This window comes from Pseudomonas sp. GD04058, assembly GCF_029836855.1.
Taxonomy (GTDB): domain Bacteria; phylum Pseudomonadota; class Gammaproteobacteria; order Pseudomonadales; family Pseudomonadaceae; genus Aquipseudomonas; species Aquipseudomonas bharatica.
In genome coordinates this window covers 212945-226313 of the sequence record NZ_JAOECN010000005.1, presented here as the reverse complement: position 1 = coordinate 226313, position 13369 = coordinate 212945, and the positions used below count along the sequence as shown (strand labels likewise).

Annotated in this window: 17 protein-coding genes; 11 read left to right on the top strand and 6 right to left on the bottom strand. The window is 64.2% G+C overall.

Features of this window, described 5'->3' with window-relative positions:
• Nucleotides 1-162: 162 nt before the first annotated feature.
• Together N7650_RS06945 and N7650_RS06940 are read left to right on the top strand one after the other, a co-directional pair.
• Complete coding sequence (locus tag N7650_RS06945; protein WP_279897604.1) at nucleotides 163-993, top strand: undecaprenyl-diphosphate phosphatase; 831 nt, start codon at nucleotides 163-165, stop codon at nucleotides 991-993.
• Entirely contained in the window at nucleotides 993-1367 is a 375-nt protein-coding gene (locus N7650_RS06940) for a DUF1294 domain-containing protein (protein ID WP_279897603.1), read from the top strand. The genes N7650_RS06945 and N7650_RS06940 overlap by 1 nt, the downstream gene beginning before the upstream one ends.
• A gap of 24 nt (nucleotides 1368-1391) precedes the next feature.
• Here the strand turns inward: N7650_RS06940 and N7650_RS06935 are convergent, their stop codons facing one another.
• Together N7650_RS06935 and N7650_RS06930 are read right to left on the bottom strand one after the other, a co-directional pair.
• Nucleotides 1392-1757, bottom strand: a complete 366-nt coding sequence (locus N7650_RS06935; RefSeq protein ID WP_279897601.1) for an MmcQ/YjbR family DNA-binding protein — start codon at nucleotides 1755-1757, stop codon at nucleotides 1392-1394.
• Nucleotides 1750-2658 (bottom strand): LysR substrate-binding domain-containing protein, encoded by a 909-nt coding sequence (locus N7650_RS06930; protein WP_279897600.1) that lies wholly within the window; start codon nucleotides 2656-2658, stop codon nucleotides 1750-1752. The genes N7650_RS06935 and N7650_RS06930 overlap by 8 nt, the downstream gene beginning before the upstream one ends.
• Nucleotides 2659-2779: 121 nt before the next feature.
• On the opposite strand from N7650_RS06930, the gene N7650_RS06925 reads away from it, so the two are divergent.
• The gene (locus N7650_RS06925) at nucleotides 2780-3391 is read left to right on the top strand and encodes an FMN-dependent NADH-azoreductase (RefSeq protein WP_279897599.1); all 612 of its coding nucleotides are present in this window, start codon (nucleotides 2780-2782) and stop codon (nucleotides 3389-3391) included.
• Between the two features lie 104 nt (nucleotides 3392-3495).
• Nucleotides 3496-4527 (top strand): hypothetical protein, encoded by a 1032-nt coding sequence (locus N7650_RS06920; RefSeq protein WP_009394837.1) that lies wholly within the window; start codon nucleotides 3496-3498, stop codon nucleotides 4525-4527.
• On the opposite strand, the gene N7650_RS06915 is transcribed toward N7650_RS06920, so the two are convergent.
• The 3 genes from N7650_RS06915 to N7650_RS06905 all read right to left on the bottom strand — a co-directional run bounded on the left by N7650_RS06915 (nucleotide 4507) and on the right by N7650_RS06905 (nucleotide 7948).
• A complete protein-coding gene (locus N7650_RS06915) occupies nucleotides 4507-5703 on the bottom strand; it encodes an MFS transporter (RefSeq protein ID WP_009394838.1) in 1197 nt (398 codons plus the stop codon). The two genes, N7650_RS06920 and N7650_RS06915, sit on opposite strands and share 21 nt — an antisense overlap.
• A 154-nt stretch (nucleotides 5704-5857) precedes the next feature.
• Nucleotides 5858-7444: an ABC-F family ATPase gene (locus N7650_RS06910; RefSeq protein ID WP_009394839.1), complete on the bottom strand. Its 1587-nt coding sequence runs from the start codon at nucleotides 7442-7444 to the stop codon at nucleotides 5858-5860.
• Between the two features lie 219 nt (nucleotides 7445-7663).
• On the bottom strand, nucleotides 7664-7948 hold the full coding sequence (locus N7650_RS06905) for a hypothetical protein (RefSeq protein WP_279897597.1): 285 nt from the start codon (nucleotides 7946-7948) through the stop codon (nucleotides 7664-7666).
• A 146-nt stretch (nucleotides 7949-8094) separates the two neighbouring features.
• Between N7650_RS06905 and N7650_RS06900 the strand changes: the two genes are divergently transcribed.
• Nucleotides 8095-8571, top strand: a complete 477-nt coding sequence (locus N7650_RS06900) for an N-acetyltransferase (RefSeq protein WP_279897595.1) — start codon at nucleotides 8095-8097, stop codon at nucleotides 8569-8571.
• 32 nt (nucleotides 8572-8603) lie between these two features.
• The gene (locus N7650_RS06895) at nucleotides 8604-8783 is read left to right on the top strand and encodes a hypothetical protein (protein ID WP_279897594.1); all 180 of its coding nucleotides are present in this window, start codon (nucleotides 8604-8606) and stop codon (nucleotides 8781-8783) included.
• Nucleotides 8784-8798: 15 nt separating this feature from the next.
• On the opposite strand, the gene N7650_RS06890 is transcribed toward N7650_RS06895, so the two are convergent.
• On the bottom strand, nucleotides 8799-9026 hold the full coding sequence (locus N7650_RS06890; protein WP_064304635.1) for a hypothetical protein: 228 nt from the start codon (nucleotides 9024-9026) through the stop codon (nucleotides 8799-8801).
• Nucleotides 9027-9085: 59 nt separating this feature from the next.
• On the opposite strand from N7650_RS06890, the gene N7650_RS06885 reads away from it, so the two are divergent.
• The 5 genes from N7650_RS06885 (at nucleotide 9086) to N7650_RS06865 (ending at nucleotide 13358) form a co-directional block, all read left to right on the top strand.
• Complete coding sequence (locus tag N7650_RS06885) at nucleotides 9086-9766, top strand: metallophosphoesterase (protein WP_279897592.1); 681 nt, start codon at nucleotides 9086-9088, stop codon at nucleotides 9764-9766.
• 133 nt (nucleotides 9767-9899) lie between these two features.
• Nucleotides 9900-10874, top strand: coding sequence for a quinone oxidoreductase (locus tag N7650_RS06880; RefSeq protein ID WP_279897591.1), 975 nt, complete (start codon nucleotides 9900-9902; stop codon nucleotides 10872-10874).
• Nucleotides 10871-11800, top strand: coding sequence for a LysR family transcriptional regulator (locus tag N7650_RS06875; RefSeq protein ID WP_279897589.1), 930 nt, complete (start codon nucleotides 10871-10873; stop codon nucleotides 11798-11800). The genes N7650_RS06880 and N7650_RS06875 overlap by 4 nt, the downstream gene beginning before the upstream one ends.
• A 224-nt stretch (nucleotides 11801-12024) precedes the next feature.
• Nucleotides 12025-12531, top strand: coding sequence for an RNA polymerase sigma factor (locus N7650_RS06870; RefSeq protein ID WP_279897587.1), 507 nt, complete (start codon nucleotides 12025-12027; stop codon nucleotides 12529-12531).
• Complete coding sequence (locus tag N7650_RS06865) at nucleotides 12528-13358, top strand: FecR domain-containing protein (RefSeq protein ID WP_279897585.1); 831 nt, start codon at nucleotides 12528-12530, stop codon at nucleotides 13356-13358. Before N7650_RS06870 ends, N7650_RS06865 begins: the two co-directional genes overlap by 4 nt.
• The last annotated feature ends 11 nt before the right edge of the window (nucleotides 13359-13369 follow it).

Genomic DNA, 13369 nt, shown 5'->3' with positions numbered 1-13369 from the left:
GGCAGCGTTTGTCCGACGGGTCTGATAGGATCTCGGCCTTTGCGGGCCAAAACTGAAGGGTACGCCGGCTTTTTTCTGCGGCGCTCAGCGAGTCTGGGTCTCTAAACCAAGCAACGAATACTACAAAGGGGCATGCCGCGAGCATCGCCTCACGGGGGAATGATGGATTTTTGGACCGCCATGCAGGCAGTGATTCTCGGCATCGTCGAGGGACTTACAGAGTTTTTGCCGATCTCCAGCACCGGCCACCAGATCGTCGTGGCCGACCTGATCGACTTCGGTGGTGAACGGGCCATGGCCTTCAACATCATCATCCAACTCGGGGCGATCCTGGCAGTGGTATGGGAATTCCGGCGCAAGATACTCGACGTGGTGGTTGGCTTGCCGAGGCAGCGCCAGGCCCAGCGCTTTACCGCCAACCTGCTGATCGCCTTCTTCCCGGCGGTGATCCTCGGCGTCGCCTTTGCCGATTTGATCCACCATTACCTGTTCAACCCGATCACCGTGGCCGTGGCACTGGTGGTGGGCGGGGTAATCATGCTCTGGGCCGAGCGCCGCGAGCATGTGATCCGCGTCCAGGAAGTCGACGACATGCGCTGGACCGACGCCCTGAAGATCGGCTGCGCCCAGTGCCTGGCGATGATTCCGGGAACCTCCCGTTCCGGCTCGACCATCATCGGCGGCCTGCTGTTCGGCCTGTCGCGCAAGGCCGCCACCGAGTTCTCGTTCTTCCTGGCCATGCCAACCATGGTCGGCGCCGCCGTGTATTCGGGCTACAAATACCGGCACCTGTTCCAGCCGGATGACTTCATGGTCTTCGCCATCGGTTTCGTGGTCTCGTTCATCTTCGCCATGATCGCCGTGCGCGGCCTGCTCAAATTCATCGCCAGCCACAGTTACGCGGCGTTCGCCTGGTATCGCATCGGCTTTGGCCTGCTGATCCTGGCGACCTGGGTATTCGGCTGGGTCGATTGGTCGGTGGCCCAGGGGTGATGCATTACCCGCGCCTGAAACTGGTCGCCTTCGTGGTGCTCTGCCTGCTGCCCGTGGGCGGAGCACTCAAGGTCGGGCTGGCGGGGCAGTTCTGGCTGCCGGTGCTGGCCTATCTGCTGATGAGCCTGGTCTGTGCCGGGCTCTACTGGCATGACAAGCGCCAGGCACTGGCGCAGGGGCAGCGGATCCCGGAGAAGGTCCTGCATCTGCTCGAGTTTCTCGGCGGATGGCCAGGGGCGCTGGTCGGGCAGCAGGCCTGGCGGCACAAGACGCGCAAGCTTTCCTACCAGTTGGTGTTCTGGATGATTGTGCTGATCCACCAGGCCATTTGGGTGGACTGGCTGTTTCTCGGGCAGTGGAAGCACATTTTCTGAGCCGGGGCGACGCAAGCCACGCTCCTACAGGTCCCGCGCAAGCCCAGCCCGCAGCGCCTTCGGCAGTTTGCTCACCACCAACTGGTGCGAGCGAGTCAACAGATCCTCCAGTGCTTCCCTACCCAAGGCATAAGGCCAGGCCACACTGATCCAGTGCGCCCGTGCGAGATACGGCGCCGGCCTGACCCCGGGCAGATCCACGTAACCCACGAACAGGTCCTTGTCGACCTTGAACGACAATCCCGCTCCCGCCAGGTCCATCACTGCGAACATCTTGTTCCCGGCGACGGAGAACACCCGCACGCCGCCCCATTTGTAGTCTTCCCGGGCACCCGGCAAGCCCAGGCAGAAGGCTGCAACCTGTTCTTCGTTCAGCTGCCGCTCAGACATAACGCTCTCCACATTCCTCGAAGGACTCCACCAGATGGTCGATCCAGGCTCGCACCGCTGGCAGCACACCGCGTCGATGAGGGTAGACCGCCTGCAGGAACCCGCTGGGCATCGACCAGTCCGGCAGCAGATTGACCAGTTCGCCTCGGGCCAGCTCTTGCTCGCAGTGCAGCAGGGGCAGGGCGGTGAAACCAAGGCCGGCCAGGGCGGCGGCCTTGCGCACGACGAAGTCGTCGATGGCCAGGCGCGCTTCCAGGGCCAGTTCTTCGCGCTTGCCGTTGCCATCGAGCAGGCGCAGGTGCACCAGGCGATCGGCCTCCACTGCGCCCAGGACGGGAAGCCCGGCCAGCTCGGACGGGTGCCCGAGCGGGTGCGCGCGGGCGAACTCCGGTGACGCCACCAGTTGCATCTGCGCCCGGTTGAGGCGGCGGGTGACCAGGGCGGGGTCTTCGTCCCCGACATCACGCACGCGCAGCGCAACGTCGATGCCTTCGTTGATCAGATCGACGCGGCGATTGACCAGGACCATCTCCAGTTGCACCTGCGGATATAAGGCCAGAAAGCGCGTGATGACCTCCGGCAGGAAGGCATGGGCCAGGCCGACCGGGCTCGATACCCGTAAGCGTCCACGAGGTTCGCTGGTCATGCTGGCCACCGCCTCTTCGGCCATTTCGGCCTCAAGCAGCATGGCCTGGCAGTGCCGCAGGTAGCGCTCGCCCACGGCAGTCAGCTTGAGCTGGCGGGTGGTGCGTTGCAGTAGTCGGGTGCCGAGGCGTTCTTCCAACTCGGCAATGCGCCGCGACAGGCGCGACTTGGGAATGCCCAACTGGCGACCGGCGGCGGCGAAGCCACCGGCTTCGACAACGCGGGCGAAGTAGAACAGGTCATTGAGGTCTTGCATGATTGTTCCATTGGTGGGACGAACTGGCGCGAATTCGCCATCTTATCACTCATTGATCATGCCGGTAGGATTCACTCCATCGTCACCGCTGACCCGCGGTCCTCACATCAGGGAGAATCCCATGAAGCTCTTGCATATCGATTCCAGCATCCTCGGCGACAACTCGGCTTCGCGCCAGCTGAGCCAGCAAGTGGTCCACGCCTGGCAGGCCGCCGAGCCGGGTGTCGAGGTGATCTACCGCGACCTCGCTGCCGACGCCATCAGCCACTTCTCTTCGGCAACCCTGCTGGCCGCCGGTACCCCGGAAGAAGCCCGTGACGCCGCCCTGGCCCATGAGGCCAAGCTGAGCGCCGATACCCTGCAGGAGTTCCTGGATGCCGACGCCGTGGTGATCGGTGCGCCGATGTACAACTTCAGCATCCCCAGCCAGCTGAAAGCCTGGATCGACCGCATCGCCGTCGCCGGCAAGACCTTCCGCTATACCGAAGCCGGCCCTGAAGGGCTGTGCGGTAACAAAAAGGTGATCGTGGTGTCCACTGCCGGTGGCCTGCATGTTGGCCAGCCTACCGGTGTCGGCCATGAAGAATTCCTCAAAGTGCTCCTCGGCTTCATCGGCATCACCGATGTCGAGTTCGTCCGCGCCCACGGCCTGGCCTATGGCGAGGAGCCGCGCAACAGCGCAATCCAGGCGGCCCAGGCACAGATTGCCAACGAGCTGTTCGCTGCCGCCTGATCCTGCTGTCAGGAGTTTCATCCAGCTTTCATGCGCTGTGTTTTGGCCCGCTCTATGCTTGGCATGGAGCGGGCCATCGCCGTTTGGATCAAGGTGAAACGAAAATGCAGGTTCTGCGGACGTTGCTGGTGCTTTCGCTGCTTGGGTGCAGCCTGCTGGTGCAGGCCGAACCGGCGCAGCACTGGAGCGTCGGCCTGCATCGCATGACGGTGCCCGATCCGCTGGACGGCCAGCCAATGCAGGTGCTGGCGTTCTATCCCTCCAGCGGCCAGCCCCATGTACGGCGTATCGACGGCTATCGGCTCAACGTGGCGGCCGAGGGGCCGGTGGTGATGGGGCGCTTCCCGCTGCTGGCGCTGTCCCACGGCAATACCGGCACGCCGATGGCCCTGCATGACCTGGCCAGTGCCCTGGCGCGGCGCGGCTTCGTGGTGGTCGCTGCGGTGCATCCCGGCGATAACAACAAGGACCACAGCCGTCTCGGCACCTTGAGCAATCTCTATGGCCGTCCTTTGCAGATCAGCGCGGCGATCACTGCCGCCCTCGACGATCCACTGCTGGCTTCCGAGGTCAGCCCCGACCAGGTGGGCATGATCGGCTATTCGGCCGGCGCCGAGACCGCCTTGATCCTTTCCGGAGCACGACCCGACCTGCAGCGCCTGCGGCGTTACTGCCAGGAGCGTCCGCAGGATGCCGACGCCTGCACCCGGCAGGGTGAGCTGATCGCCGATCGCGACGACCTGCTCCCCGAAGCCGACCCGCGGATTCGCGCATTGCTGTTGATGGCCCCGCTGAGCCTGAGCTTCGGGCGCCAGGCGCTGGCGGACGTCAAGGTGCCTTCGCTGATCTACAGTGGCGATCATGACCAGTTGCTGGCGGTGGACAAGAACGCCGAGGCCCTGGCGCGCAAGCTGCCGGTGACGCCCAACTACCGCCGCCTGGAAGGCGCGGGGCATTTCGTCTTCATGTCACCTTGCGATGAGGTGCAGCGGGCGCGGATGCCCGCCCTGTGCACCGATGCCGAAGGTGTCGATCGCCTTGGCATCCACCTGTCGCTGCAGTCGGAGGCCTCGCACTTCTTCAACAAGGCCCTGGGCGTTTCCGCTCGCGCCGGCCTACATACCGCCGGTAACTGAGCGGCGCAACAGCAGCGTCACCAGCGCTACGCCGAACAGAGAGAGCAGCGCCGCCACGCAGAAGATCCAGGCATAGCCCAAATGGGCGGCGACGAATCCCATCACCGGTCCGGCGATCGCCAGGGCCAGGTCGAAGAACACTGCGTAGGCGCCAAGCCCGGCGCCGCGACTGGTGGTCGGCACTTGCCGGATCGCCTCTACCCCCAAGGCCGGATACACCAACGACAGGCCGAAGCCGGTCAGGCCGGCGCCAACCAGGGCCAGTACCGGCGAGGGGGCCAGCCAGAGCAGCGCAAGGCCCAGGGTCTCGACGGTCATGCAGGCGATAGCCACGCGGTAGCCACCCCATTGGTTAACCGCGTTGACGAACAGCAACCGCGCGCAGATGAAGCACACGCCAAACGCGCTGAGGCACCAGGCCGCGCCGCTCCAGCCGCGCTCCAGATAGAAGAGGGTGACGAAGGTAGTCAGGGTGCCGTAGCCGATCGACGCCAGGGTCAGGGCCAGGCCGCACGGTGCGACACGGCCGAAGGCGGCCCAGAACGGCAGGCGCTCGCCACGCACGACCGGCAGCGAAGGCTGGCTGCGGATCACCAGCAAGGCGATCAGGGCCAGCACGGTCAATGCCAGGCCGATGCTCCAGAAACCGCTCTCGCCGGCGAGGAACACCCCGACCGGTGCGCCGATGGCAATGGCACCGTAGGAGGCGATGCCGTTCCAGCTGATCACCCGTGCCGTGTGCTCGGCGCCGACCTGGCCGATGCCCCAGCTCAGGGTGCCGACGCCGATCAGCCCCTGAGCCACCCCCAGCAGCACCCGACCCACCAGCAACAGCATCAGGCTCACCAGCGGCAGGCTGAGCACCAGTGCCGAAGCCCAGGTCAGCAGGCCGGCCAGGGCAATGCCGATCAGGCCGTAGGCGATGGACCGCCGCGTCCCCAGGCTGTCCGCCAGGCGCCCGGCCATGGGCCGGCTGAGCAGGGTGGACAGGTATTGAATACCGATGACCAGCCCGGCTACCACGGCGCTGTAGCCGAGCACATCGTGGACATGGCCGGGCAATACCGCGATCGGCAGGCCGATGCAGATAAAGGCTATGAAGGTGTAGAAGACGATCGAGAGAATGCGCAGGGTGATGGACAGCGACGAGGGCGAAGCGGAGGGTGCGGCAGGCATGGGGTTTCGTTCGCAGGCAAGCGGTTGAAGTCTTGCATCATGGCTGCGTGCGGAAATAAAAGAAAGCAGGCTAACGAATTAATCGATCAATTGTTGCTCACGTCCCGGTATGTGGGACTTGGCGTTGGGGCCGCAAAGCGGCCCCATGGGTTTATCAGACCACGACGCCCTGGCTGCGCAGGTAGTCGTCGTAGGTGCCGCTGAAGTCCACCACACCATCCGGGCTCAGCTCGATGATGCGGGTGGCGAGCGACGACACGAACTCGCGGTCGTGGCTGACGAAGATCAGCGTGCCCGGGTAGTTTTCCAGGGCCAGGTTGAGCGCCTCGATGGATTCCATGTCCAGGTGGTTGGTCGGCTCGTCCATCACCAGCACGTTGGGCTTTTGCAGGATCAGCTTGCCGAACAGCATGCGGCCTTGCTCACCACCGGAAATAACCTTCACCGACTTGAGGATCTCGTCGTTGGAGAACAGCATGCGCCCGAGGGTACCGCGGATCACCTGTTCGCCCTGGGTCCACTGGCCCATCCAGTCGAACAGGCTGACGTCGTCCTCGAAGTCGTGGGCGTGGTCCTGGGCGTAGTAGCCGACTTCGGCACTTTCGGTCCATTTCACGCTGCCGGCGTCCGGCGCCATTTCGCCTACCAGCATGCGCAGCAGGGTGGTCTTGCCGATACCGTTCGGGCCGATTACCGCAACGCGCTCGCCGGCTTCGACGGTGAAGCTGAAGTTCTTGAACAGTTGCTTGTCTTCGAAGCCCTTGGAGACTTTCTCCAGGGTCACGGCCTGGCGGTGCAGCTTCTTGGTCTGTTCGAAGCGGATGAACGGGCTGACCCGGCTCGACGGTTTGACCTCGGCCAGCTGGATCTTGTCGATCTGCTTGGCGCGGGACGTGGCCTGCTTGGCTTTCGAGGCGTTGGCCGAGAACCGGCTGACGAAGGTCTGCAGTTCGGCGATCTGCGCCTTTTTCTTGGCGTTGTCGGCCAGCAACTGCTCGCGGGACTGGGTCGCGGCGGTCATGTACTCGTCGTAGTTGCCCGGGAACAGGCGCAGCTCGCCATAGTCCAGGTCGGCCATGTGGGTGCAGACCGAGTTGAGGAAGTGACGGTCGTGGGAAATGATGATCATGGTGCTGTTGCGCGCCGTGAGGATGTTTTCCAGCCAGCGGATGGTGTTGATATCCAGGTGGTTGGTCGGCTCGTCCAGCAGCAGCACTTCCGGATCGGAGAACAGCGCCTGGGCCAGCAGCACACGGAGTTTCCAGCCGGGTGCGACTTCGCTCATCGGTCCGAAATGCTGTTCCAGCGGGATACCCAGGCCCAGCAGCAGCTCACCGGCGCGGGATTCGGCGGTGTAGCCGTCCATCTCGGCGAACTCGGTTTCCAGCTCGGCGACGGCCATGCCGTCTTCCTCGGTCATCTCCGGCAGCGAATAGATGCGGTCGCGCTCGGCCTTGACCTTCCACAGCTCTTCGTGGCCCATGATCACGGTGTCGATCACGGTGAACTGCTCGTAGGCGAACTGGTCCTGGCGCAGCTTGCCGAGCCGGGTGTTGGGTTCGAGCATGACCTGGCCAGCGCTTGGCTCCAGATCGCCGCCGAGGATCTTCATGAAGGTGGACTTGCCGCAGCCATTGGCGCCGATCAGGCCGTAGCGATTGCCGTTATTGAACTTGACGGAAACGTTCTCGAACAGCGGTTTGGCGCCAAACTGCATGGTGATATTGGCTGTTGAAATCAAAGTGCTTACCTATCAGTAACTGGGGTGACGCCTTGCAGCCCGGGGCAGACGCATTCGTCCGCCGTGCGCCGGAGGCACGTCAGGACCGGGCTGTCGAGGAGGTGAAGGCGGGGGTAGGGCCGGATTTTGGCGCGCATTGTCGCACAGCTTGCAGGGGAGTTGCATGACGGTGTTGCGTGACCGTTCGCAATCGCCGGCTGGCCTCGGTTTCAAGGACGGTCATTCGATCTGCTTGACCAGCAACCGGCCTTCGTCGAGCCTGGCACGCTCGCTCCACGAGACGATATGGCTTGCCTTGTTCCAGCGCACCTTGCTGATCCCGCTTGCCCCGGCCGTGGCCATCGCTTCGTCGATGCAGCGCAAGCCCACGGTCGCCCCCACGCAGGTACCGTCGATCAGCAAGGCGGTCTTCCAGGCTTCCAGCCAGTTCATGCCGCTGTGGTTGGTCACCACGACTTTCTTCAGGCCGTTCTTTACATAGTGGATTTCGTACTTGTCTTGCATATCCCTTCCATGGGCCTTTCGCGCAAGGGCTTACTTTAACCTCGTGGCAGTCGGAATAGAGCGCTCAAGGTGAAAAATGCCAGCATCGTTTACAGTGCCTGCACCCTGTAGTTAACTGGACGACCGATCTGCCGAGAAAAACGACCGTGCCCCTGCATTTCCGGCCTGTCCAGGCCAGCGACATCCCGATCATCTGTGGTTTTGCCCAGTCTGCCGAGGAGGCATTCTTCTTCTTCCCCAGAGCTACCTGGCCACTGACCTCCGGGCAATTGGCCACGGCGATCGCCCAGCGCAGCGATTCCAGTGTGGTGGTCGAGGGGGACGAGGTGCTGGCGTTCGCCAACTTCTACCAGTGGGAGCAGGGCGGTACCTGCTCGCTGGGCAATGTGCTGGTGGCGCCTGCTGCCCGGGGCCGTGGCGTGGCGCGCTACCTGGTCGGGCAAATGATGGAGGTTGCACGCAGCCGTCATCAGGCCCGTGAAATGAAGGTGTCCTGCTTCAATCACAACACTGCCGGCCTGTTGCTATACCCGAAGCTTGGCTTCGTACCCTTCGGCATCGAGGAGCGCCAGGACCAGGACGGTCGCCGTGTCGCCCTGGTGCAGATGCGCCAGGCGCTTTGATCGCCATGATCCAACACCCCGGAAACAGCCCCATGCATGATGAAGACGAACTCCATGAGCCGGAACACGACCACCTGCTCGATCACGAATTCCACGACCACGAGGAAGGCGAGGCATACGCCGACCCGATGTTCGATGACGTCGATGAAGACGAGGAGTATGGCCTGGATGTGCTGGACGACGAGGATCACGAAGATCACTTGGACGATTGATCCCCGGCGCCCGGCTTAATGGCGGAAGCGTGGTAGCGGCCTGTCGAGGGAGAGGGTGGTGAGGGTACGTTTCACCAGCACTTCATCCGCTTCCACCGCCCGCAGGCTCTCGCGGATCCTGCCTGCGGCGGGCAGGTCGCCCTGGCTGTCGATCCAGTCGGCGATGTCCTTGCAGGCGCTTGCCAGGCGCTCCTGGCGATGGTTGATGAGGGTGAGCAGGGTTTGAATGTCTTTGTCGGACATGACTCGTTCCTCCTGTAAGCGATTTTAGTGTAGCAGCGCCATGGAACCGGAGTGGTGATATGAGCAGGGTGATTCGACTAAGCCGCAACCTTGAAGGGCGCGATCTGGCAGTCGGCGATGTCCATGGGCATTTTTCCCGTTTGCGCGAGGCGCTGGAGCGGGTGGCGTTCGACCCGCTACGGGACCGCCTGTTCAGCGTCGGCGACCTGGTGGACCGCGGCCCGGAGTGCGAAGAAGCCCTCGACTGGCTGGCGCAGCCGTGGTTTTACGCGGTGCAGGGCAATCACGAAGCCCTGGCGATTTCCCACGTGCGTGGCGAGTGGCTGGACTACCGCCTGTACCTCGCTGCGGGTGGCGGCTGGTTTCTCGATCTCGAGGAAGCCGAGCAACTGCGCTTTGTCGAAGCCTTCGAACAACTGCCCCTGGCCCTTGAGGTAGACACGGCGCTGGGCCCGGTCGGTCTATTGCACGCCGATTGCCCGCTGGTGCGCTGGCGCGATCTGCTGCCCTTGCTCGAGCAATCCGCGGTTCCGGAGAAGATCCGCGAGGTCTGCCAATGGTCGCGGCTGCGCTTGAAGGAAGAGAACACCCGCGGCGTCGATGATCTGCGCGCGCTGCTGGTCGGGCATACGCCGGTGCCGGACGTGAAGGTGCTGGGCAATGTCTGGCATATCGATACCGGTGGCTGGTCCAAGGGCCATTTCACTTTGCTGGACCTGGCGACCCTGATGCCTGCCTAGCCCGCTTCCTAGTGCTAGATCACTGCAAATCATGCAGTAATGAAGTGCAACTACACGGTCTTGTTGCCCGATGAGGCAGTTTTCATACTCCGGCCATCGACAATAGTTGCCTGGACAGGCAAGGAGAACAGCAATGCCTCGCGCAATACGTTTCAGCCAGCCCGGTGCCCCGGATGTTCTTGAACTGCATGAAGTGGCGGAGTCGGCGCCAGGTCCCGGCGAGGTATGGCTGGAGCAGGAGGCCATCGGCGTCAACTATCTGGATGTCACCCAGCGCAAGGGTGTGGTACCCGTGCCGCTGCCGGGCGGGCTCGGCCTGGAGGGCGCGGGCCGGGTCGTGCGGGTCGGGGCAGGGGTGGACAATGTCGCGGTAGGCGATCGGGTCGCCTACGCCACCGGTCCCTTGGGCGGCTACGCCAGCGCCCGGCTGTTTCCTGCCGAACGCCTGGTCAAACTTCCGGATTCGGTCAGCTTCGAAGATGCCGCAGCCGTGCTGTTCAAAGGCATCACCGCCCAGTACCTGCTTACCTCCACCTATGCCGTAGGACCGGGAACCACGCTGTTGCTCTACGGCGTCGCCGGTGGGCTGGGTTCGCTCATGGCGCCTTGGGCCAAGGCTCTGGGCGCCCGGGTGATCGGCGTGGTTTCGCGCCCGGCCAGCGTCGACAAGGCCCATGCCCTCGGTTGCGATGAGGTTTTGGTTTTCGACCCGCAAACCCTGGCTACCGACGTCGCGCGCATCACCCACGGGCGCAAGGTGGACGTAGTCTACGACCCGATAGGCCGTCTCTCCTTCGACGCCTCCCTCGACAGCCTGCGCCCGCGCGGCCTGATGGTCTCCTTCGGCGCGTCCAGCGGTGCTCCGGCGCCGGTGGAAATGGCCACCCTCAACGGCAAGGGCTCGCTGTTCATCACCCGGCCTTCGCTGGCCGCCCATACCGCCACGGCCGAGGAATACCAGGCCCGCGCCGCCGACGTGCTGGCTGCTCTCGAGGCGGGTATCATCAGCCCGCGCATCTGGGCCCGCCATCGGCTGGCCGATGCCGCCCAGGCCCACGCCGACCTGGAATCCGGACGATCCTCGGGAGCGATCATTCTCACGCCATGAACCTCGATTTGCTGGACAATCCGCACAGCGATGAAATCGCCGCGTTCCTTGCCGTTGCCGCGCAAGGTTCCTTCGTTGGCGCCGGGCGCCTGCTGGAGCGCCATCCCTCGGTGATCTCCAAGCGCGTGGCGGCGATGGAAAAGCGCCTCGGCGTGCGCCTGATCGAGCGCTCGACCCGCCAGGTGCGGGTCACGCCGACCGGCGAAAAACTCGAACAGCGCCTGCGCGCCGCCCTCGGCATGATCGCCGAAGCCGAGCAACAGGCCATTTCCGGTGCCGCCGAGGTGCGCGGGGTATTGCGCCTGGCCCTGCCGGCAGCCATGGGGCGCCTGTGCATCGGGCCCATGCTGCCGGAGTTTCTCGAGGCCTGGCCGCAGGTGTCCATCGTCGCCGACTACAGCGAACGCCTGGTGGACATCATCGAGGAGGGCTTCGACGTCGCCATTCGCATCGGTGAGCTGGAAGACAACCGCCTGATCGCCCGAAAACTCTGCGATCACCGGCGGATTCTCTGCGCGTCGCCGGAGTACCTGCAGCGCCGCGGCACGCCCCGGCGACCGCAGGACCTCGGCGAGCACAACTGTCTGCGTTTCAGCGGCCTGGCTTCCTTTCCGCAGTGGCGGCTGTATGCGGGCAGCGAGCAATGCACGGTGACGCCCAAGGGCAACCTCACGGCCAATGACAGCGAATCGCTACTCGCTGCCGCCCGCAGCGGCGCCGGGATCCTCGGCGCGGGGGAATGGCTGATGAGCCGTGACCTGGCGGCGGGGCGGCTGGTACAGGTGTTGCCGCAATGGCAACTGGACCCGACTGGCGGGGTATACCTGGTACGGCCCTCGGCGCGTTTTCCGGCGGCGACGGTGCTGGCGTTCAAACAGTGGATCGAGGGGCGGTTCGAGCCGGTTGCGCCCTGGCTCAAGGCGTGATGGCCCTATCGCTGGCAAGCCCCACAGGGTATGCATCGTGCTTTGGAACTGTTCTTCACGCGACAGCGCAGCCTGAAAAGGCTGGGCGGACTCCCACAGGGTTTGGCGGTGCTTACGCGTTGCCGGGGATGAGGCCCTGAAGGTCAGCCTGAAAAACCTGTTTCAAATAAAATGCATTCTCATTTACACTCCGGCCCCGGCATCCCTTCCCCAGGCAGAGCACCGTGCAGGCCGATCCCCCGCAACCCACGCTGTTGTCCACGCTGGTCCGTCATTACGACGAACTGGTGGAGCACATCCGCCGTCGCTTCGGCGAGCGGGGTTTCGCCCGCGAGGTGGTCCACGATGTCTGCGTGCAACTGCTGGAAAAGCAGGAAAAGCAAGGCATACGCAGCCCGCTTGCGCTGCTGCGCAAGATCGCCCACGACAATGCCGTTGGCCGCTACCGTGGCGAGCGCCGCCGCCAGCGCTGGCTCGTCACCGTTGCCGAATTGCCGGAGATGGAGGCGCAGATCCCCAGCCAGGAACGCCAGCTCGACGCCAGTCAGACCCTCGACCGCCTTGTCCGGGCCATCGAAAGCCTGCCACCGCGCTGCCAGATGGTCTTCGTCATGCACAAGCTCCACGAACTGCCCCAGGCCGAAGTCGCCGAGCGCCTGGGCATTTCCCTGAAAACCGTGGAAAAGCACCTGCGCCTTGGCATGGCTGCGTGCCGTGAGTACCTGGCATGAGCGAACGCAACAGCCGTCCCGACAAGTTTGCCGAGGAAGACCAGGTCATTGCCCGCCTGCGCGAAGAACTCAAGCAGCGCTTCCCCATGCCCGAACCCAAGCCGCGCAACAAGCGCACCCGTATCCTCAGCGCCGGCCTGTTGTCGCTGGCGGTACTGGCGACCCTGGCGTGGCTGGACCCGGCCTATCGCAGCGAGCACTACCTGACGCGGGTCGGCGAGCGGCAGACCCTGAACCTGGCCGATGGCACCGTCGTCACCCTCGACGCTGCCAGCGAACTTGCGGTCAGTTGGCACCTGTTCAGCCGGCGTAGTGAACTGCAACGTGGCCAGGCGCTGTTCGAGGTGGCGCCGCGGATATACCGGCCCTGGCTGGTCGATGCTGGCCAGGCCAGCGTCCGGGTGGTCGGGACGCGCTTCAATGTCGATCGCCACGCAAGCGAAGTACGTGTCAGCGTCGCCGAGGGCCGCGTCGCGGTCGCTGCAGGCGGCGCCGAACGCGATCTGCTGCCGGGTCAGCAGGTGCGCGCAAGCAACGCAGGTCTCGGTGCCCTGGTCGCTGTCGATGCCAACGCGGTTGGCGCCTGGCAAGGCGGGCAACTGGTTTTCCAGCGCACCCCGCTGGGCGAAGTGCTCGATATCATCGGCCGCTACCAGGACAAACCTGTGCGCCTGCAGGACGCTCGTCTCGCCACGCTGCCGGTGTCCGGCGTGTTCGACAGCGCCCATGTCGAGCGCTTGCTGGCATTGCTGCCGAGCATCCTGCCGGTAAAGCTGGGCAAGGGCGCCGACGGCTCGGTGCTGATCAGCCCACGCGGGAAAAAATAATTTTCAGCGCG

What these genes read in the sequence shown, in the direction of transcription:
- N7650_RS06890 (WP_064304635.1), bottom strand. Translation starts at nt 9,026, where the DNA reads ATGTCCGACAAAGACATTCAAACCCTGCTCACCCTCATCAACCATCGC.
- N7650_RS06895 (WP_279897594.1), top strand. Translation starts at nt 8,604, where the DNA reads ATGCATGATGAAGACGAACTCCATGAGCCGGAACACGACCACCTGCTC.
- N7650_RS06880 (WP_279897591.1), top strand. Translation starts at nt 9,900, where the DNA reads ATGCCTCGCGCAATACGTTTCAGCCAGCCCGGTGCCCCGGATGTTCTT.
- N7650_RS06865 (WP_279897585.1), top strand. Translation starts at nt 12,528, where the DNA reads ATGAGCGAACGCAACAGCCGTCCCGACAAGTTTGCCGAGGAAGACCAG.
- N7650_RS06915 (WP_009394838.1), bottom strand. Translation starts at nt 5,703, where the DNA reads ATGCCTGCCGCACCCTCCGCTTCGCCCTCGTCGCTGTCCATCACCCTG.
- N7650_RS06920 (WP_009394837.1), top strand. Translation starts at nt 3,496, where the DNA reads ATGCAGGTTCTGCGGACGTTGCTGGTGCTTTCGCTGCTTGGGTGCAGC.
- N7650_RS06885 (WP_279897592.1), top strand. Translation starts at nt 9,086, where the DNA reads ATGAGCAGGGTGATTCGACTAAGCCGCAACCTTGAAGGGCGCGATCTG.
- N7650_RS06905 (WP_279897597.1), bottom strand. Translation starts at nt 7,948, where the DNA reads ATGCAAGACAAGTACGAAATCCACTATGTAAAGAACGGCCTGAAGAAA.
- N7650_RS06930 (WP_279897600.1), bottom strand. Translation starts at nt 2,658, where the DNA reads ATGCAAGACCTCAATGACCTGTTCTACTTCGCCCGCGTTGTCGAAGCC.
- N7650_RS06875 (WP_279897589.1), top strand. Translation starts at nt 10,871, where the DNA reads ATGAACCTCGATTTGCTGGACAATCCGCACAGCGATGAAATCGCCGCG.
- N7650_RS06945 (WP_279897604.1), top strand. Translation starts at nt 163, where the DNA reads ATGGATTTTTGGACCGCCATGCAGGCAGTGATTCTCGGCATCGTCGAG.
- N7650_RS06935 (WP_279897601.1), bottom strand. Translation starts at nt 1,757, where the DNA reads ATGTCTGAGCGGCAGCTGAACGAAGAACAGGTTGCAGCCTTCTGCCTG.
- N7650_RS06940 (WP_279897603.1), top strand. Translation starts at nt 993, where the DNA reads ATGCATTACCCGCGCCTGAAACTGGTCGCCTTCGTGGTGCTCTGCCTG.
- N7650_RS06925 (WP_279897599.1), top strand. Translation starts at nt 2,780, where the DNA reads ATGAAGCTCTTGCATATCGATTCCAGCATCCTCGGCGACAACTCGGCT.